This is a genomic window from Bradyrhizobium sp. USDA 336, assembly GCF_044908355.1.
Lineage (GTDB): Bacteria > Pseudomonadota > Alphaproteobacteria > Rhizobiales > Xanthobacteraceae > Bradyrhizobium > Bradyrhizobium yuanmingense.
In genome coordinates this window covers 2120505-2138048 of sequence record NZ_JBIYDC010000002.1, presented here as the reverse complement: position 1 = coordinate 2138048, position 17544 = coordinate 2120505, and the positions used below count along the sequence as shown (strand labels likewise).

19 protein-coding genes are annotated in these 17544 nt (G+C 64.5%); 10 read left to right on the top strand and 9 right to left on the bottom strand.

The annotated features are described in order from the left end of the window. Positions 1-12: 12 nt before the first annotated feature. From ABIA45_RS11025 to ABIA45_RS11015, 3 genes are all read right to left on the bottom strand, one after another. Positions 13-2202, bottom strand: coding sequence for an RNA degradosome polyphosphate kinase (locus ABIA45_RS11025; protein ID WP_198399804.1), 2190 nt, complete (start codon positions 2200-2202; stop codon positions 13-15). Between the two features lie 146 nt (positions 2203-2348). Then, entirely contained in the window at positions 2349-3026 is a 678-nt protein-coding gene (locus ABIA45_RS11020) for a chromosomal replication initiator DnaA (RefSeq protein ID WP_404655652.1), read from the bottom strand. A 92-nt stretch (positions 3027-3118) separates the two neighbouring features. After that, positions 3119-3661, bottom strand: a complete 543-nt coding sequence (locus ABIA45_RS11015; protein ID WP_025035876.1) for a CDP-alcohol phosphatidyltransferase family protein — start codon at positions 3659-3661, stop codon at positions 3119-3121. A 155-nt stretch (positions 3662-3816) separates the two neighbouring features. On the opposite strand from ABIA45_RS11015, the gene purM reads away from it, so the two are divergent. The 3 genes from purM to ABIA45_RS11000 are packed head-to-tail and all read left to right on the top strand — an operon-like array spanning position 3817 to position 5839. Next, entirely contained in the window at positions 3817-4890 is a 1074-nt protein-coding gene (purM, locus tag ABIA45_RS11010) for a phosphoribosylformylglycinamidine cyclo-ligase (RefSeq protein ID WP_271546974.1), read from the top strand. A 14-nt stretch (positions 4891-4904) separates the two neighbouring features. Next, the gene (purN, locus tag ABIA45_RS11005; RefSeq protein WP_271546972.1) at positions 4905-5561 is read left to right on the top strand and encodes a phosphoribosylglycinamide formyltransferase; all 657 of its coding nucleotides are present in this window, start codon (positions 4905-4907) and stop codon (positions 5559-5561) included. Then, complete coding sequence (locus tag ABIA45_RS11000) at positions 5561-5839, top strand: YrhB domain-containing protein (RefSeq protein ID WP_271546970.1); 279 nt, start codon at positions 5561-5563, stop codon at positions 5837-5839. The genes purN and ABIA45_RS11000 overlap by 1 nt, the downstream gene beginning before the upstream one ends. A gap of 78 nt (positions 5840-5917) precedes the next feature. Here the strand turns inward: ABIA45_RS11000 and ABIA45_RS10995 are convergent, their stop codons facing one another. Next, positions 5918-6124, bottom strand: coding sequence for a cold-shock protein (locus ABIA45_RS10995; protein ID WP_027576280.1), 207 nt, complete (start codon positions 6122-6124; stop codon positions 5918-5920). A gap of 123 nt (positions 6125-6247) precedes the next feature. Then, positions 6248-6505, bottom strand: coding sequence for a hypothetical protein (locus ABIA45_RS10990; RefSeq protein WP_271546968.1), 258 nt, complete (start codon positions 6503-6505; stop codon positions 6248-6250). Here ABIA45_RS10990 and ABIA45_RS10985 point away from each other — a divergent pair. After that, positions 6504-7670, top strand: a complete 1167-nt coding sequence (locus tag ABIA45_RS10985; protein ID WP_271546966.1) for an autotransporter outer membrane beta-barrel domain-containing protein — start codon at positions 6504-6506, stop codon at positions 7668-7670. The genes ABIA45_RS10990 and ABIA45_RS10985 overlap by 2 nt on opposite strands. Before the next feature lie 17 nt (positions 7671-7687). On the opposite strand, the gene ABIA45_RS10980 is transcribed toward ABIA45_RS10985, so the two are convergent. Next, positions 7688-8728, bottom strand: coding sequence for a LysR family transcriptional regulator (locus ABIA45_RS10980; protein ID WP_036000552.1), 1041 nt, complete (start codon positions 8726-8728; stop codon positions 7688-7690). 68 nt (positions 8729-8796) lie between these two features. Between ABIA45_RS10980 and ABIA45_RS10975 the strand changes: the two genes are divergently transcribed. From ABIA45_RS10975 to ABIA45_RS10955, 5 genes are all read left to right on the top strand, one after another. Beyond that, complete coding sequence (locus tag ABIA45_RS10975) at positions 8797-9414, top strand: hypothetical protein (protein ID WP_198399794.1); 618 nt, start codon at positions 8797-8799, stop codon at positions 9412-9414. After that, on the top strand, positions 9401-10021 hold the full coding sequence (locus ABIA45_RS10970) for a GNAT family N-acetyltransferase (protein ID WP_036000546.1): 621 nt from the start codon (positions 9401-9403) through the stop codon (positions 10019-10021). Before ABIA45_RS10975 ends, ABIA45_RS10970 begins: the two co-directional genes overlap by 14 nt. A 25-nt stretch (positions 10022-10046) precedes the next feature. Beyond that, positions 10047-10610 (top strand): isochorismatase family protein, encoded by a 564-nt coding sequence (locus ABIA45_RS10965; protein ID WP_404652020.1) that lies wholly within the window; start codon positions 10047-10049, stop codon positions 10608-10610. Positions 10611-10640: 30 nt separating this feature from the next. Further along, on the top strand, positions 10641-10811 hold the full coding sequence (locus tag ABIA45_RS10960; RefSeq protein ID WP_198399795.1) for a hypothetical protein: 171 nt from the start codon (positions 10641-10643) through the stop codon (positions 10809-10811). A 194-nt stretch (positions 10812-11005) separates the two neighbouring features. Continuing rightward, a complete protein-coding gene (locus ABIA45_RS10955; RefSeq protein WP_036022740.1) occupies positions 11006-12388 on the top strand; it encodes an aspartate aminotransferase family protein in 1383 nt (460 codons plus the stop codon). 167 nt (positions 12389-12555) lie between these two features. Here ABIA45_RS10955 and rnd read toward each other — a convergent pair whose 3' ends face one another. Then, entirely contained in the window at positions 12556-13704 is a 1149-nt protein-coding gene (gene rnd, locus ABIA45_RS10950; RefSeq protein ID WP_036000537.1) for a ribonuclease D, read from the bottom strand. 351 nt (positions 13705-14055) lie between these two features. Continuing rightward, entirely contained in the window at positions 14056-14955 is a 900-nt protein-coding gene (locus ABIA45_RS10945) for a LysR family transcriptional regulator (protein ID WP_404652017.1), read from the bottom strand. A gap of 103 nt (positions 14956-15058) precedes the next feature. Here ABIA45_RS10945 and ABIA45_RS10940 point away from each other — a divergent pair, with 103 nt between their 5' ends. Continuing rightward, positions 15059-16048: a zinc-dependent alcohol dehydrogenase family protein gene (locus ABIA45_RS10940; RefSeq protein ID WP_404652016.1), complete on the top strand. Its 990-nt coding sequence runs from the start codon at positions 15059-15061 to the stop codon at positions 16046-16048. A 154-nt stretch (positions 16049-16202) separates the two neighbouring features. Here the strand turns inward: ABIA45_RS10940 and ABIA45_RS10935 are convergent, their stop codons facing one another. Beyond that, the gene (locus ABIA45_RS10935) at positions 16203-17534 is read right to left on the bottom strand and encodes an ABC transporter substrate-binding protein (protein WP_225171258.1); all 1332 of its coding nucleotides are present in this window, start codon (positions 17532-17534) and stop codon (positions 16203-16205) included. Between the last annotated feature and the right edge of the window lie 10 nt (positions 17535-17544).

Here is a 17544-nt window from a genome sequence, read left to right as displayed (position 1 = left end):
GCAAATCCCCGATCAGGATTGATGACGTTCGTTCCGGCGCGTGAGACGACGCGGCGAGGATTCCTTGAGCGACTTTCCACGGCCAGACAGACTCGGATTCGTCATGAAGTAGTTGTGGACGTTGAAAGGCTCCTCGCCCTTCGCGGTCTTCATACGCGTTGAAGACCCATCCGGCAACAACTGCCAGCTCTGCTCATTGTCCTTCAGGTTCGCGACCATGATCTGTTCGAGAACCTGCTGATGCACCGTCGGATTTTGCAGCGGACACAGCACCTCGACGCGGCGGTCGAGGTTGCGCGGCATCATGTCGGCGGACGAGATATACACAGCCGCTTTCGCGCTCGGCAGTCCCTGGCCCATGCCGAAGCAGTAGATTCGGCCATGTTCCAGGAAGCGGCCGATGATCGACTTGACGCGGATGTTCTCCGACAGACCGGGAATGCCGGGCCTGAGGCAGCAGATGCCGCGCACCACGAGCTCGACCTGGACACCGGCCTGCGAGGCCTCGTAGAGCGCGTCGATGATGTCGGGATCGACCAGCGCGTTCATCTTCATCCAGACCGCGCCGGGACGGCCATGCCGCGCATGTGCGGTCTCGCCTTGGATGTGCTCGATGATGCGCTTGCGCAAGGTCAGCGGCGACACCGCCATCTTTTCCAGATCGCTCGGCGCGGCATAGCCGGTGATGAAATTGAACACGCGCGCGGCATCGCGGCCGATCGTCGGGTCCGAGGTGAAGTAGGAGAGGTCGGTGTAGATGCGCGCGGTGACCGGGTGATAATTGCCGGTGCCGGTATGGACGTAAGTCGTCAGGCTGCCGCCCTCGCGGCGCACCACCATCGAGAGCTTCGCGTGCGTCTTCAATTCGAGGAAGCCGTAGACGACCTGCACGCCGGCGCGTTCGAGATCGCGGGCCCAGCGGATGTTGGCTTCTTCGTCGAACCGCGCTTTCAGCTCGATCAGCGCGGTGACTGATTTGCCGGCTTCGGCCGCTTCGGCCAGCGCGCGCACGATCGGTGAATTGTTGGAGGTGCGGTAGAGCGTCTGCTTGATCGCAACGACGTCGGGGTCGCGCGTGGCCTGCTGCAGGAATTGCACGACGACGTCGAACGACTCGTAGGGATGGTGGACGATGAGGTCCTTCTGCCGGATCGCGGCGAAGATGTCGCCGCCATGCTCGCGCACGCGTTCGGGGTGGCGCGGCACGTAAGGGGTGAATTCGAGGTCGGGCCGGTCGAGGCGGGTGAGCTGCGAGAGCTCGTTCATCGCCTGCACGCCGTCGACCAGGAAGATCTCGTCGTCGGCGGCGGAGAGCGCGTGCTGCACGAAGCTGCGCAGCTGCTCCGGCATCTTGGCGTCGATCTCGAGCCGGATCACCGATCCGCGGCGGCGGCGCTTCAGCGCGGTCTCGAACAGGCGGACGAGATCTTCGGCCTCCTCCTCGATTTCGAGCTCGGAGTCGCGGATGATCCGGAAGGCGCCTTGGCCGTGCAGATTGTAGCCGGGGAACAGGCGGTTGATGAACAGGGCGGTGGCCTGCTCCAGCGAGATCAGGCGCACCGTGCCATCCGCCGGCAGGCGGATGAAGCGGTCGATCTTGCCGGGCATGCGGATCAGCGCGTTCATCTGCTTGCCGTCGGCGGCGCGCGTGAGCTGCAGCGCGATGGTGAAGCCGAGGCTCGGAATGAACGGGAAGGGGTGGGCCGGATCGATCGCGAGCGGGGTCAGGAGAGGGAACACGTTATGGAGGAAGTAGTCCTCGATCCAGGTCCGTTCTGCCTTGCTGACGTCCTTGCCGTCCACCAGCACGATGCCGACCTCGGCCAACGTGGCGCGCAGGTCGCGCCAGATCGCCTGCTGGTCGGAGGCGAGCTGGGAGACGGTGCGGTTGATCAGCGCGAGCTGCTCGGACGGCGTCAGGCCGTCGGGGCTGCGCTCGGCGATGCCCTCGCGGACCTGGGCCTTGATGCCGGCGACGCGAACCATGAAGAACTCGTCGAGGTTATTGGCCGAAATCGACAGGAATCGCACCCGCTCCAGCACGGGGTGGCTCGGGTTGACCGATTCCTCCAGGACGCGGCGGTTGAAATGCAGCCAGGACAGCTCGCGGTTGATGAACCGCTCGGGACTGGACGCGATCGCCGGAAGGCTCTCGGATTCCGGGGCTTTCTCTTTCGTTTCAACAGCTTGCGCAGAGTCCATCAGAAGTCGGTCCATCCAGTTCACCCCAATTGCGACTCAAGCGCAAAAATCGGCGGGAGCATGTGTTAGAGCGATGACGTTTCGATGACATTGATGTTCCGCCCCCGCGCCGCGTCAAGCGGACTTCGGGGAGGCCTGCGAGCCGGTCAGGCGTCCCGGAGCAGCTCGGCGGCCAGCGCCCGGGTGACGGGACGGCCGAGCCGCAGGGCTTCGCTGTCGAGCAGCTCGACGGCCCGCCGGGCGGCGGCCGAGGACCGTTCCAGGCGCGTCGCGAGGTAGCCGACCACGCTCTCGTCCACATTGAGCTGGCGGTCGGCGCAGAACTTGACGATGAGGCCGCGGAACAGCTGGTCGTCGGGCGGCATCAGCGTGACCGCCGGAACGGCCCGCAGGCGCGAGCGCAGGTCGCGAAGCTCGATCGGAAGCGCGGCCGGCGCCTCGCGGCCGGTGAACAGGACGTAGGCGCCGTCCTCGCGGGCGAGGTTCATCAGGTGAAACAGGGCACGCTCGTCGAAGTCCCCCGCCTTGACATCCTCGACCACCAGCGCGCCGGTGGCGAGCGCGCCGGGCACGTCCGTCGCGGTCAGCGCATTGGCGGTGGTCGAGCGGGCGCCAGCTTCCTCGGCCCAGATCGCGGCGAGATGGCTCTTGCCGCTTCCCTCCGGGCCCGCCAGCGACATGATCCGGTTCGGCCATTCCGGCCAGCCGTCGATGAGGCCGAGACCGGCCGCATTGGCGGGGCCCTCGAGGAAGTTGTCCCGGCTGAGGCTCTCCGCATGCGGAAGCGCAAACGCCAATTGTCGGGGATGAACGCGGCCTGCCACGCTTGCTCTGCTCCATGCCGGCGCGCCGGCCCGCTTGTAGAGATTCGACTTGATGGTGCGGGACTTGGCCTTTTGCTGGGCCGCTTCCCCGCTCATTTGGCCTCGATCGTGCTCATGTGCCGCAGCCACTCGACGAGATAGAGCGACACGGAGGAGAGCGTGAAGACCGTGACGAGACCCATCAGGATGATATCATAAGGCGCGGGCTTGAAGCCGAAGGCAAGCGCCGCCAGCACCAAAGCTGCGAACGCTACTTGTGCCACCGTGTTGAGCTTGGAGACTTTCGACGGCTTCATCTCGACCGGCCGGTCGAACAGCCAGGACACGATCACGGCGGCGACAATCATGATGTCGCGCGAGACCACCAGGATCACGATCCAGCGCGGGATCGCGCCCCAGATGCCGAGCGCCATGTAGATCGAGACCAGCAGCGCTTTGTCGGCGAGCGGATCGAGCAGCGCGCCGAGCTCGCTCGTCATGTTGAAGCGCTTGGCCAAAAAGCCGTCCACGGCATCGCTGATGCCGGCGATCAGGAAGACGGCGAACGCCACCTCCATTTGGCTCGACACGATGGCCCAGACGATGATCGGGACCAGCATGATGCGGCCCAGGGTAATGATATTCGGAATACTCACGCAGCGCTTCCCGGCACCGGTTCTGACCTCAAATCCGGCCCGTGGCAGGCTGAACCGGTTGATATGTCTACATAGTATAGCGGGGAACGCCATGCGAGCCATTGCGCGTCCCCGGAATTCGACGTAACCAGCCGCAAACCCACTGGAAATCGGGCATGACCGACCGCAAAAACGGCCTCACTTACGCCGATTCAGGCGTCGATATCGACGCGGGCAACCGCCTGGTCGACCTGATCAAGCCGATGGTGCGCGCCACGGCGCGGCCGGGCGCCGATGCCGAGATCGGCGGCTTCGGCGGCCTGTTCGACCTCAAGGCGGCCGGCTTCAAGGACCCGGTCCTGGTGGCCGCGACCGACGGCGTCGGCACCAAGGTCAAGATCGCGATCGAGACCGGCCTGCATGGCGGCATCGGCATCGACCTCGTCGCCATGAGCGTCAACGACCTCGTGGTGCAGGGCGCCGAGCCGCTGTTTTTCCTGGACTATTTCGCCTGCGGCAAGCTCGACCCCGAGGCCACGGCCGCCATCGTCGCGGGCGTTGCGGAGGGATGCCGCGAATCCGGCTGCGCTTTGATCGGCGGGGAGACCGCCGAGATGCCCGGCCTCTACAAGGACGGCGATTACGATCTCGGCGGCTTTGCGGTCGGCGCCGCCGAGCGCGGTACCTTGTTGCCGCGCAAGGACATCGCCGCGGGCGACGCCGTGATCGGTCTCGCTTCGTCCGGCGTGCATTCCAACGGCTTCTCGCTGGTCCGCAAGATCGTCGAGCAGTCCGGCCTCGGCTTCTCGGCGCAGGCGCCGTTCGCGCCGGTGATGACGCTCGGCGGCGCGCTGCTGACGCCGACCAGGCTCTACGTCAAATCCTGCCTGCGCGCGATCCGCGAGACCGGCGCGGTGAAGGGGCTTGCCCACATCACCGGCGGCGGCTTCACCGACAACATCCCGCGCGTGCTGCCGAAGCATCTCGGTGTCGGCATCGACCTGGCACGCCTGCCGGTGCTGCCGGTGTTCAAATGGCTGGCGGCGCAAGCCGGCATCGCCGAGCTTGAAATGCTGCGCACCTTCAATTGCGGCATCGGCATGATCGCGATCGTCGAGCCCGACAAGGTCGACAAGGTCGTGGAAGTCTTCACCGACGCCGGCGAGACCGTGGCGCAGCTCGGCACCGTCATTCCCGCCGAGGGCGAGCACCGCGTCGTCTATAACGGCCACCTCGACATGGCACTGTGATGACTGGCGCTGTGATGAAGCGCCGCGTCGCCATTCTGATCTCCGGGCGCGGCTCCAACATGGCCGCGCTGATCAGGGCAGCCGCTGCCGCGGATTTCCCGGCGGAGATCTCGCTCGTCATTTCGAACAAGGCCGATGCGCCCGGACTCGAACGCGCGAGGGCGAGCGGGGTCACGACCGAGGTGATCGAGAGCAAGCCGTTCGGCAAGGACCGCGCCGGCTTCGAGACGGTGCTGCAGGCCGCGCTCGACAAGCACGGCATCGAGCTGATTTGTCTGGGCGGCTTCATGCGCCTGTTCACGGCCGAGTTCACAAAAGCCTGGTACGGGCGGATGCTCAACATCCATCCCTCGCTGTTGCCGTCATTCCCCGGGCTCGACCCGCACGGCCAGGCCCTGCGCGCCGGCGTCAAGCTCTCCGGCGCGACGGTGCACTTCGTCATCCCCGAGACCGACGCCGGCCCGATCGTGATGCAGGGCGCGGTTCCCGTCAGCGACCACGACACGGGAGATACGCTCTCGGAACGAATCCTAGAGGTTGAGCACCGGATCTATCCCGAAGCGCTGCGGCTGCTCGCAACCGGCAAGGTCCGGATCGAGGGCGATGTGTGCAGGACGGACGGCAGCGGGCCCTCGGAGAATTTTCTGATCGCGCCGGTGGTGCACGGCTGATGTCGCCGGAAGACGCCTTGGCGCTTGCTAACACCGAGGTTGTTCGGGTCGGTCAGGCATGCGCGGAAGACCTGATGCTGTCGGGGCAGGCCATCGAGATCGATGAAGGGTGGGTCTTTTTCTACAACACCCGAGAATTCGTCGAGACCGGTAAACCAAGTGCCCGGCTCGCAGGAAACGGCCCCATTTTTGTCGATCGAGACGGCCGCATTCACCAACTTCCAACCTCGATGCCTTGGGAAGAAAGCCTCGAGCGACTTCGGAAGTCGTCGACGTAGATCATCCGCGCGTCCCAAACAAAACCCCCCGGCAGAGCCGGGGGCAACGTCATGATCTCTCGCCTGCGGCGAGAAAGATCAGGAGACCTTGAGATTCTCCGCGGACGACTTGCCGCGGTTCTCCACGAGGTCGAATTCAACCACCTGGTTCTCGTTGAGGGTGGAAAGTCCGGCACGCTCGACGGCGGAGATGTGGACGAACACGTCCTTGTCGCTGCCATTCGGCTTGATGAACCCATAGCCCTTTGTCGGGTTGAACCATTTGACGGTGCCCTTTTGCGGCATCGCTCGTCTCCTCCACTAGATATAAAAACGACGCGGCCGCTTTTTCGCGTGCCACGCCACAAACGGCTCCCGGAAGTCTGTTCGAGTCTTGAGGCGCAATGTCGCGAAACGCACAGCAAACGGTCAATTCCGATTGTGACCGATATTGCAACATGAAATTCGCCGGCTAGCAAGCCGCGCGCGGATTTCAAGACCAAGCCGGGTGCCGTCAAGCGCAAGTTTGCCACCTGTGGCAGCAGAACCACAATCGGTGCAATAGCCTCGGCCGTTATGCGCCAACCGGTTGACCCCTCGTGGCAGTTCGGCACAAATCGTCGCAAGCGCCGCAGACATTGTTGCATTTTTGCGCGCCGCCACTTCGCTTTCGGGATTCATCGTCATGCGCTGCGCCGCGCAGCTCTCCGGGACACGGCAGACGATCGGGCTCACCCGCATCCGCCGGATCGTGGCTGCGCTCGCGATGGCGTTTGCACTGGTCGTGACGATGGCGGCCGTGACGCCCGGCTTCGCGCAAAGCACGCCCACACCGACCCCGACGCCCACGCCGACACCCACGCCGTCACCGACCCCAATTCCGTCGCCGACCTCGACCAATCAAAATCAGTCAGCCGGCAACAGCATGCTCAGTTTCGGCTCGGGCTTCCTGGAGCGGCTCGGCAATCAGGCATCCGGCGGCGTCAACCGTGTGTTCCGCACCAATCCCGGCGGCGGCGGCGCCTCGGCGGCTGCGGAAGATCCGCGCTACCGCACCTGGTTCGAGGGCTATGGCCTTTCGGTCCGCACCGATGCGCAAGGCGACTTCGTCGGCGACAAGCGCAAGACCTTCGGCGGCGTTGCCGGCTTTGGCGCGCGGCTCGCACCCGGCGTCAACATCGGATTCTCCGTCGACCACAGCCACACCGACATCGACGTGCCGCTGGCGCTGCAATCGGCAACCCTCGATCTGACCCAGCTCGGCTTCAGCGGCTCCGTCGACAAGGGCCCGTGGACCTGGGCCTTTGCGGTGGTGCACGGCTTCGGCAAGGTCCATTCCAGCCGCGATACCGGCCTTGGCCTTGCGACCGCGGGCTATCGCGCCGCCGTGGACGGCGCGCTGACCGAGATCAGCTATTACTGGACCAAGGACGAGATGCGCATCGTGCCCAAGGGCGCGCTGGAATATGTGCGCGCCACCAGCGCTGCGTTCCAGGAGACCGGCGGGCTCGATCCGCTCAACGTCGGCTCGTCGGCCCTCTCGCGCGCGCGCGTCATGATCGGGGCCGAGGTCGGCCGCTACTTCATCATCGACCAGAAAATCCTCGACCTCTCGGCCTACGGCAAGTTCGTCGACAATTTCCACCAAGACCTCGGAACCATCCAGGTCAGCCTGGGCGCCCAGAACATCATCGTCCCCGGCATCGGCGAGAGCCGTTACGGCGCGGATGCCGGCGCCTCGGCTTCGCTCAGCCTGACCAACGTGGCGAGGCTCTACGTCAATTACGACGGCAAATTCCGCAAAGAGCTCACCTCGCACCAGGGCACGCTCGGCTTCGAATACAAATGGTGAGTTGACGCTCGCCTGCGTTAAGTCGGCGCCGTCGCCACGTATCCCGCCAGGCCAAAGCCCTCGCGCGCCGCCGTCATCATCGGCACCAGCGCGTTCGGATGGATGAACTCGTCGCGGAAGCAGGGATAGGTCCTGGCATCGAAGATCTTCTTCAGCCAGTCGACCACGATCTTGTGCCGCTCGGAGCTGCGGAACTCCTTGTGATAGGTGAGCCAGAGATCGGCGTGATGGCTGACGCCGAGATCGACCGCAACGAGCGGCGCACCGAGCGCGATCGACACCGTCGGCAGGAAGCCGATGCCGGCGCCGCGCTCCACCGCGTAGAGCACGCCCACCGACGAATTGGTCTTGATCCCGACGATGCCTTCGAGCGACTTCAGCCCGAGCACGCGGGCATAGGCGCCGTCGTCGACCTGCGGCGCGCTCTGCTTGATGATGCGGTGATTGTTCAATTCGGCGAGCGTTGCCGGCACGCCGTAGAGGCTTTCATACTCCTTGGAGACGAAGGGATAGATGTGGAGGCGGCCGAGCTTGGCGACGATCAGATCGGGATTGGTCGGCGGCTCGAGCTGGATGGCGATATCGGATTCGAGCCGCGCGACGTCGGCCTGCTCCATCGCGCAGCGCAGATCGACCGTGATCTTGCGGTAGGTCTTCTGGAAGTCGATCAGCCGCGGCAGGATCCAGAAATTGCCGGGGCCCTCGGTCACCGCGACGCGAACGGTGCCCGAGGTGTCGTTCGAGGACCGCGCGGCGCGGCGGAAGACGTTGAAGGCATGACGCTCCATATGCGTGACGTCGGCGATCATCGCGGCGCCTTCATCGCTGAGCGTCAGCCCGCTCTGGTCGCGCAGGAACAGCTTGCACCCAATGCTCTCCTCGAGCCGGTCGATGCGGCGCATCAGCGTGGTGGAGGTGAGGCCGAGCTCTTCGGCGGCATTCCGAAAACTTTTAAATTTTGCGCACGCTAAAAACAGCTTCAAATCATCCCAGGACGCGCCCAGGGCTTCTTCACGGTGCTGCATCATCGCAGCACCCCGGTGCAATAACTGCTGCATACTCCTGATCCCCAACCGCTAAGCTCGTCGTAGCGGGGCATGAAAGCCTCGAACGATAGAGGCGCGACATGAGTATGGAAAGGGGCACGTTTGCCGCAAGGCATGATTTCGATGCCTTGCCGTTGAGCCCGGACGTCGACGTCCGCTGTGCGCAATTTTCCGAAATTGGAGCGCTTTCGGAGATGGCGCACCGGCTGGTGCCGGGTGTGCAGATCGGGACGGCGGAGCTTGCCAAATATTACGTCTTCGATCCCCAGAGCATCCTGACATTCAGCCGCAAAGGCAAGCTCGTCGGCGGCATGGCCTTCCTGTTTCTCAATGACCGTGGACATGACGCGCTGCTGCTCGACGAGATTTGCCTCACCGCGCCCGAGACGCGTTATCTCGCATCGGCAGACGAAGACGTCGCTGCCATCTACATCTGGGCGATCGCGGCGACGGGCCGCGGCATCGCCGGTCTCGGTAAGGCCGCGGCTCATCTGCGGCAGATAAGGTTTCGCGGTGCGGATTGCTATGCGCAGCCGTCAACGGTGGCCGGACGCGACATCATGAAGGCGACAGGCTTTGCGCCCGTCCCGAGCTTCCAGCCCGACCTTTGGTGCTACGAGCGGCCCTGGCATCGACAGCCGATGCGCATGCCGGGAGCGGTCATCCAATCAAGGAGCTTTGCAGATGCACGGTACTAGGATTCCAGTCGCCAAGCCCTGTTCCCGCGCCATCACCATCCGCCTCGCGCGCGACCCAAGCGATCTCATGCTGGTGACCGCCATCCGCTCGGCGGTCTACCTCGCCGAGCAGGATTGTCCGTTCGAGGAGGAGTTCGACGGCAACGACATGGTCGCGGCGCATTTCATCGGCTTCGTCGGCAACGAGCCTGCGGGCTGCCTGCGGGTGCGCTTCTTCGGCGATTTCGCCAAGGTGGAGCGGCTTGCGGTGCGTCACCAATATCGGCGCTCGCGCGTCTCGTTCAAGCTGGTTCAGGCCAGTGTCGATTATGTGAAGCGCAAGGGCTTTCGCAAGATCTACGGCCAGGCGCAGGACCGGCTGGTCGATTTCTGGGCCCATTTCGGCGCTAAGCCGCTCGGTCACAACCGCAAGATCACGTTCTCGGATTTCTCCTACACGGAGATGCTGCTGGAGATCGAGCCGGGCCCGGACGCCATCACGCTGGACAGCGATCCCTATGTGATCATTCGTCCCGAGGGCGATTGGGACCGTCCTGGCGTGCTCGATGCCTCGGCCGGGCGGGCGGTGACCTCGCCGCTGCGGGACCTCGCGCTCGCCGACCGCTGAAACCGGTGCAGCTGCGCGCAACTCGATGCTGGTTTCAATGCACGATGATCCGCCGATCCTGGTCTGTGCGGATCTTCAGGTCGAGTACCTGACCCCCGGCCGCCGCCACGTCATCCGCGACGGCGATGTGACGACGGCGCGCTGCCTGGAACTCCTGACGCTGTGGCGCAGCAATCTATGGCCGGTGATGCATCTGAAGCGCATCGCGCAGGCGGCCTGGTTCAATCCGTCATCCAGGCTGACCGATTGGATCGCGGAGACCAGGCCACAACCGGGCGAGATGACGTTCGAGCACCCGCTGCCGTCCGCCTACAGCTCGTCGCGGTTTGGCGGCCACATGTCCGCTATCCGCACCACACGCTGCATCCTGATCGGCTTTTCCCTGGACGAGACCATCCTGGCCACTGCCGTCGAGGGGTTTCACCGCAGTCATCGCTACCATGTGATCACCGACGCGGTGGCTTGCCGGCAGCCGGGCACGGACGATGCCGCGGCCTACCGGCATGCGGTAGTGGATGTCATTGCGAATTTTGCTACAGTCCAGTCCAGCGCCGAACTGATCAGAACCAGCGGCGCCGTTGCGGTGTAGGCGGCCGCGGCCGGTCGATGGGGTTGAGAATTGTCGCGGGGAGATGAGCTCAAGGAGCTGGCGAGCGATCTGTCGCATGCCGCCGAGAAGGCGCGCAGGCTTGGGCTGCCCACGACTGTCTACTTGCTCTCGATGGCGCTGATGGAAGTGAGGGAAGCCGTTTCCGCCACCGACGAAGCGAACGACGACGGCGCGGCGTGAGAGCTGCCCAGCCGGATTCTGCGATCCGCGGTCCTGTCATATGCGGCTTTGTGCATCGCTGCTGAGCGCTTGCCGCCGACGAATTGGCATTGCAAGTTTTGCGTCGTGGCAATAGCCAAGTACTTGAGACAAGTACTCGCCATCGAGTGATGACGCCGGCCCGCCGGCGGCGTGACGCTTTTAGGGATCATCAAATGTCCATGCTGCCCAATTCGCAAGAGGCCCGGGATGTAGCCTATCAGCTCCATCCCTACACCAATGCGCGCACGCATCAGCAGGCCGGTCCGCTGGTGATCGAGCGCGGCGAGGGGCCTTACGTCTTCGACGCGTCGGGCAAGCGCTATTTCGAAGCGATGGCGGGCCTGTGGAGCGTCGGGCTCGGCTTCAACGAGAAGCGACTGGTCGAGGCGGCGCACAAGCAGATGCAGGCGCTGCCGTTCTACCATACGTTCTCCGCCAAATCGCACGGTCCCTCGATCGACCTCGCCGAGAAGCTGGTCGCGCTCGCGCCGGTGCCCATGAGCAAGGTGTTCTTCACCAATTCCGGCTCGGAAGCGAACGACACCGTGTTGAAGCTGATCGCTTATCGCTCCAACGCGCTCGGCCAACCGCAGCGCAAGAAGGTGATCAGCCGCCTGCGTGCCTATCACGGCGTCACCATCGCATCCGCCAGCCTCACGGGCCTGCCGAACAACCACCGCTCGTTCGACCTGCCGCTGCCGAACATCCTGCATACGGGCTCGCCGCACTTCTACAAGGACGGCGCCCCGGGCGAGAGCGAGGAAGCCTTCGCCACGCGCCGGGCCGAGGAGCTCGACGCCCTGATCCAGAAGGAAGGGCCGGATACGATCGCGGCGTTCTTCGGCGAGCCGGTGATGGGGGCGGGCGGTGTCGTGGTGCCGCCGGCGACCTATTGGGACAAGATCCAGAAGGTCCTGAAGAAGTACGACATCCTCCTGGTCGCCGACGAGGTGATCTGCGGTTTCGGCCGCACTGGCAAGATGTTCGGCTGCGAGACCTACGGCATCAAGCCCGATGCGATCGTCGTCTCCAAGCAGATCACATCGAGCTATTTCCCGCTCTCGGCGATCATCCTGAACGACCGCATGTTCGAGCCGATCGCGGACGAGAGCAACAAGATCGGCGTGCTCGGCCACGGCTTCACCGCGGGCGGCCATCCGGTCGGCTCGGCGATTGCGCTGGAGAACCTCAAGATCATCGAGGAGCGCGGCCTCGTCGCACACGCGGCCGAGCTCGGTGGCTACATGCAGGGCCGCTTGCGTGAACTCGCCAGCCACCCGCTGGTCGGCGAGGTTCGCGGCGTCGGCATGATTGCCGCGCTCGAGCTCGTGCTCGACAAGGCGCGCAAGACCGCCGCCACGACGCCGGGCGCCGTCGGCGGCATCGCCAGCCGCATGCTCCAGGAGCGTGGCGTGATCTCGCGCAACATGCTCGATGCCATCGCCATCTGCCCGCCGCTGATCACGACCAAGGCCCAGATCGACGAACTGGTGGACGCGATCTCCGGCGTGTTGAACGACATGAAGAGCGAAGTGGCGAAGCTGACGCCGGCGTAAGGCTTCGTCGCTCTCTCCGTCGTCATTGCGAGGAGCTCTTGCGACGAAGCAATCCAGACTGTTTCCGACGAGGGATTCTGGATTGCTTCCCTGAACCTGTCATCGGCCCGCGCTTCGCGCGGACCCGTTGGCTCGCAATGACGGGAAATCGGCGCGGCAGCGTGCCCCTACGCCCGCTGCACCCCGATCACGCGGCCTTTCTCGATCGCGAGCGCGAGCTCGCCGCGCTTGAGCTTCAGCGCGGCGTCGCCGAACAGCTCGCGGCGCCAACCGCGCAAGGCGGGCACGTCGGCCTCATCGTCCGCCGCGATCTCTTCGAGATCGTCGACGGTCGCGATCACCTTGCTTGCGACTGCGTGGCGCTCGGCGGTCATCCGCAACAGCACCTTCAACAGCTCGACGATGGCGGCGCCGTTGGAATTGTTGCGCGGTTTCTCCAGCTTGGGCAGCTTCGAGAAGTCCCGCGCCAGCCCGCGCTCGACCGCTGCGATGATGTCCGCGCCCCATTTGGATTTCTCGAACCCCTTCGGCACCGAGCGCAGATGGGCGAGCTTCTCCAGCGTGGTCGGCGCGTGGGTCGCGATGTCGGTGACGGCTTCGTCGCGCAGCACGCGGCCGCGCGGCACGTCGCGGCTCTGCGCCTCCTGTTCGCGCCAGGCCGCGACCTCCATCAGCACCGCGAGGTCCTTGGGCTTGCGGACCCGCGTCTTCAGCCGCTCCCAGGCGCGCTCGGGATGGAAGTCATAGGTGCGGGGCGAGGTCAGGACCTCCATCTCGATGGAGACCCATTCGCTGCGGCGGCGCTTCTTCAGGTCGGCGTCGAGCGCGGCGAACACGTCGCGCAGATGGGTGACGTCGGAGACCGCGTAATGCATCTGCTCCTTGGTTAGCGGCCGGCGCGACCAGTCGGTGAAGCGGTGGGTCTTGTCCGGGCGGTGGCCGGTGACCTTCTCGACCAGCGCGTCATAGGCGATGCTGTCGCCGTAACCGAGCACCATCGCAGCCACCTGGGTGTCGAACACCGGGTGCGGGATGATGCCCGCCTGGTGCCAGATGATCTCAATGTCCTGGCGGGCGGCGTGAAACACCTTGAGCACGCCCTCGTTGCCCATCAGCTCGAAGAACGGCTTGAGATCGATCCCCTCGGCCAGGGTGTCGATGACCACGGCTTCCTCGGCGCTGGCCATCTGCACCACGCACAGCAGCGGGTAGTAAGTGGTCTCGCGCAGGAATTCGGTATCGACTGTTATGACGGGGTGCTTGGCCAGCCGGCTGCAGGCAGCCGCGAGGTCAGCGGTGGTGGTAATTAAATCCATGAACGGCCCATGACACTTGGTATCAGCCGTTCCGCCGAAAGTGCTGTGATGTCAAGGGGCTCTAAGCGAATTCGAGCCTTGCATCGGGCCGGAATCGTCTCTTTCCGACGAAATTCCTATTCGTAACGGATCCGGTCCGAGGATTTGCGGGCGCAGGGCAGCGCCACCACGATCACGCACATGGCGACCAAGGCCAATCCCAGGAACTCGAAAACCAACAGATCCACGGCGAAATCTCCAGAAACATTGATAGATTTGTCGGGGGTGCGTTGAGGGTCTGTTAATTGCGATGGTTACCGGCGGCGGGCCGGGGCGGATGGTGGACGAGGAGTTAATTGGGCGCAGCCATGGTCACGTCATCAGCTTCGGCAAGCCGGTCGCGAGGATGTCCACGGCAGCGCGCACCTTCGGCGGCAGCCGGGGTGAGCGCGGCCAGAGAGCGTGGCACTCGTAGAGGAATTGAGGCTGATTGCTGAAGAGATTGACCAGCGCACCCGTGTCGAGGCGTTCGCGGACCAGCCAATAGGGTAGCCAGGCGAGACCCATGCCTTGTGCCGCGGCATCGGCAATCGCCTCCAGGTCGTCGAGTCGGAGCCGGCCCGATGGCATGATCTCGCGCGGAGGCCCGCCCTCCTGCGGAAAGAGCCACGGCCGGACACGCCCTGAGCCGCGATAGATGATCGCTTGATGGGCGGCGAGATCGTCGAGCGATTTCGGCTTGCGGCTCGTGCGCAAATACGACCGCGCGCCACATACCACCATGCGCTGGCTTGCGATGCGCCGTGCGATCAGGCCGGACTGGTCGTCGAGATCGCCGGTTCGGATTGCCAGATCGTAGCCGGCCTCGACGATGTCGGCAATCGGATCACCAAACGAGAGGTCGAGTTCGAGATGCGGATATTTCCGCGCGAGCTTCATCAGCAACGGCGCAATGCAGTGCCGTCCCAGCAGGGCCGGCATGGTGACGCGCAGCCTGCCGCGCGGCTCCGACAACTGGTCGGCAACGACGCTATCTGCGGCTTCGGCCTCGCTCAGCACCGCGCGGCAGCGTTCGTAGTAGGCCTGGCCGGCGTCGGTGAGGCTCTGGCGCCGCGTGGTGCGGTTGAGGAGCCGTGCCCCGAGGCGCTCTTCGAGGAAACGGACGTGCTTGCCAACCATCGGCCCCGACATCTCCAGGGCATCGGCCGCAGCCGCGAACGAGCCGAGATCGACGGCCCTGACGAAGACGGCCATGCTGGTCAGGCGATCCATGATTGAAAACTCCTGGTTTCGACTGTTGGCTTGCTTGGGCGATTTATCCTCTTCGCACGGATCGGCATAGCTCTATTCAGTTCAACTGTTTTGGAGTGCATCCATGGCCCGCGCCGTTCGCTTTCATCACCATGGTGGTCCCGACGTGCTGCGCATCGAAACCATCGATGTTCCGCCACCGGCGACGGGCGAGGTGCAGATCCGGGTCAAGGCACTCGGCCTCAATCGCGCCGAGGCCTTGTTGCGAAGGGGGACCTATATCGAGCGCGCGACATTTCCATCTGGGCTGGGTCTCGAGGCGGCCGGCATCGTCGAAGCGGTCGGGCACGAAGTGACGAGCTTTGTGCCGGGCGATATCGTGAGCATCGTGCCGCCGCTGTCGATGGTGCGATGGCCGGCCCATGCCGAGCTCGCGACGTTTCCGGCCGAACTCATCGTGAAACATCCGCCGGAGCTCGGCTTCAAGAAGGCGGCGGCCGTGTGGATGCAGTATCTGACGGCCTACGGCGCTTTGGTTGATATCGCCCGGCTTGGCCGAGGGGACATCGTTGCCATCACCGCTGCATCCAGCAGCGTCGGGCTCGCGGCGATTCAGATTGCGAACCGGGTCGGCGCGACGGCGGTCGCGCTGACGCGGACCTCGGCCAAGCTTCGGGCCTTGCGCGATGCCGGCGCGGCCCATGTCGTCGCCTCGGACGAAGACGACATTCGGGCGCGGCTGGAGGCGATCGCCGGATCTAACGGGGTCCGCGTCGTCTTCGACGCCGTCGGTGGTCCCGCGTTCGAGCCGCTGACCGCGACCATGTCGCCGGGCGGAATCCTGATCGAATATGGTGGATTGAGTCCTGAGCCGACGCCGTTTCCGCTCTTCAACGTGTTGACGAAAAGCCTGGTGTTGCGCGGCTACCTCGTGCACGAGATCATCCGCGATCCCGCGCGCCTCGCACGGGCGAAGGCGTACATTCTCGACGGGCTGTCGGATCGCACGTTGCAGCCGGTCATCGCCAGGACGTTCCGCTTCGAGGACATCGTCGAAGCGCATCGGTTTCTGGAGTCGAACGATCAGTTCGGCAAGATCGTGGTGACGATCTGATGAAGTGTCTTTCGTGAGCGGTGCTTCGTAGGGTGGGCAAAGCGAAGCGTGCCCACCATCGATCAACAGAGTTGAGAGGTAGATGGTGGGCACGGCGCTATGCGCCTTTGCCCACCCTACGAGATGCGTATTCGGTTCGAAATCGTACAGCCCCTTACGGCAGCTTCAGCGACGTCTCCGCATTGTACGGCTTCAGCGTCTCGTCGGCGGCCTTCTGGGCGGCGGCGAGGGCTTCCTTTGGCTGCTTCTTGCCGTTGAGGACCAGCATCACCTCGTCCTCGAGGTTCTTGCGCACCGGGACGGTCTTGTAGGTCGCAAACCAGGGCTTTGCGACGTCGAGCTGCTCGACGGCGGTCTTGGCGTCCGGGTTCTTGCCCAGGAATTCGACCATCTCGGGCGTCTTGTAGGCGGCCATGTTCGGCGCGAAATAGCCGGTGGCGCGGCTCCACCAGCCGCTCTTCTCGGGCGAGGTCATCCACTTGATCAGCGTCCAGGCGGCCTTCTGCTTGTCGGCCTCTAAGCCGGCCGGCATGATCAGCGAGGCGCCGCCGATCGGCACCGCGTTGCGGACGTTGCGCGGAATGAAGGCGACCTTGTAGGCGAACTTGGCGTTGTCGCGCACGTAGGTGAGCGAGCCCGTCGACAGCATCATCATCGCGGCATTGCCCGAGATGAAGGAGGTGCTCACGGCAGGGCCGGGCGTGGCGCCGGGCGTGTGGACCTTGTGCTTGTAGATGAGGTCGTTCCACCAGGTCAGTGCACCCAGCATCGAGGGCGTGTCGTAATAGACCTCGCCGCCGAACTCCTCGTTGTAGTAGCGGCCGCCATTGCTCATGGTGAGCGTTTCCATCATCCAGCCGCAATAATCGTAGGCGCAGGGGATCGCGATGCCCCATTGGGTCACCTTGTCGCCCTCGCGCTTGGTCAGCTTCTTGGCCCAGTCGGTGAGCTCGGCCCAGGTCTGCGGCGGCTTGCTCGGATCAAGGCCTGCTTCCTTGGCCTTGTCGGCGTTGATGTAGAGCAGCGGCGTCGAGTTGTGGAACGGCACGCCGTAGACCGAGCGGTTGATCACGGCATTGCCGTGCAGCGCCGGGAAGAACTGGCCGAGGAACTGCTCCTTGGTGGTGCCGTCGGCCTTGATCAGCGCATCGAGATTGGTGAGCTCGTTCTCGATCTGCATGTCGAGCAGGAAGTTCGCCGACATGATCACGGCGGCCGGCGGCTTGCCGGCCTTGATCGCTGCGCGCGTCTTGATCAGCGTGTCGTCATAGGAGCCGGTGTAGACGGCAGTCGCCTTGACGTTGGGATGAGTCTCGTTGAACTCCTTGATCAGGGTGCCCATGTCGCGGGCGAGCTTGCCGTCGACGGGGACGGGGAAGAACAGGTCGACCTCGGTCGGACCTTCGGCCTTGGCCGGGACGGCGAGGGCGCCTGCCATGGTGCCTACCATGGCAAGGCCGAGCATGAGCCTGCGGGAGAACAGCATCGGAAAATCT

Bases quoted from the DNA above. Each gene is read 5' to 3' on its own strand.
- ABIA45_RS10980 (WP_036000552.1), bottom strand. From the start codon at position 8,728: ATGCAGCAGTTATTGCACCGGGGTGCTGCGATGATGCAGCACCGTGAA.
- ABIA45_RS11025 (WP_198399804.1), bottom strand. From the start codon at position 2,202: ATGGACTCTGCGCAAGCTGTTGAAACGAAAGAGAAAGCCCCGGAATCC.
- ABIA45_RS10970 (WP_036000546.1), top strand. From the start codon at position 9,401: ATGCACGGTACTAGGATTCCAGTCGCCAAGCCCTGTTCCCGCGCCATC.
- purM (WP_271546974.1), top strand. From the start codon at position 3,817: ATGACCGACCGCAAAAACGGCCTCACTTACGCCGATTCAGGCGTCGAT.
- ABIA45_RS11000 (WP_271546970.1), top strand. From the start codon at position 5,561: ATGTCGCCGGAAGACGCCTTGGCGCTTGCTAACACCGAGGTTGTTCGG.
- ABIA45_RS10935 (WP_225171258.1), bottom strand. From the start codon at position 17,534: ATGCTGTTCTCCCGCAGGCTCATGCTCGGCCTTGCCATGGTAGGCACC.
- ABIA45_RS10995 (WP_027576280.1), bottom strand. From the start codon at position 6,124: ATGCCGCAAAAGGGCACCGTCAAATGGTTCAACCCGACAAAGGGCTAT.
- purN (WP_271546972.1), top strand. From the start codon at position 4,905: ATGAAGCGCCGCGTCGCCATTCTGATCTCCGGGCGCGGCTCCAACATG.
- ABIA45_RS10940 (WP_404652016.1), top strand. From the start codon at position 15,059: ATGGCCCGCGCCGTTCGCTTTCATCACCATGGTGGTCCCGACGTGCTG.
- ABIA45_RS10985 (WP_271546966.1), top strand. From the start codon at position 6,504: ATGCGCTGCGCCGCGCAGCTCTCCGGGACACGGCAGACGATCGGGCTC.
- ABIA45_RS10975 (WP_198399794.1), top strand. From the start codon at position 8,797: ATGAGTATGGAAAGGGGCACGTTTGCCGCAAGGCATGATTTCGATGCC.
- ABIA45_RS10990 (WP_271546968.1), bottom strand. From the start codon at position 6,505: ATGACGATGAATCCCGAAAGCGAAGTGGCGGCGCGCAAAAATGCAACA.
- ABIA45_RS10955 (WP_036022740.1), top strand. From the start codon at position 11,006: ATGTCCATGCTGCCCAATTCGCAAGAGGCCCGGGATGTAGCCTATCAG.
- ABIA45_RS10945 (WP_404652017.1), bottom strand. From the start codon at position 14,955: ATGGATCGCCTGACCAGCATGGCCGTCTTCGTCAGGGCCGTCGATCTC.
- ABIA45_RS10965 (WP_404652020.1), top strand. From the start codon at position 10,047: ATGCTGGTTTCAATGCACGATGATCCGCCGATCCTGGTCTGTGCGGAT.
- rnd (WP_036000537.1), bottom strand. From the start codon at position 13,704: ATGGATTTAATTACCACCACCGCTGACCTCGCGGCTGCCTGCAGCCGG.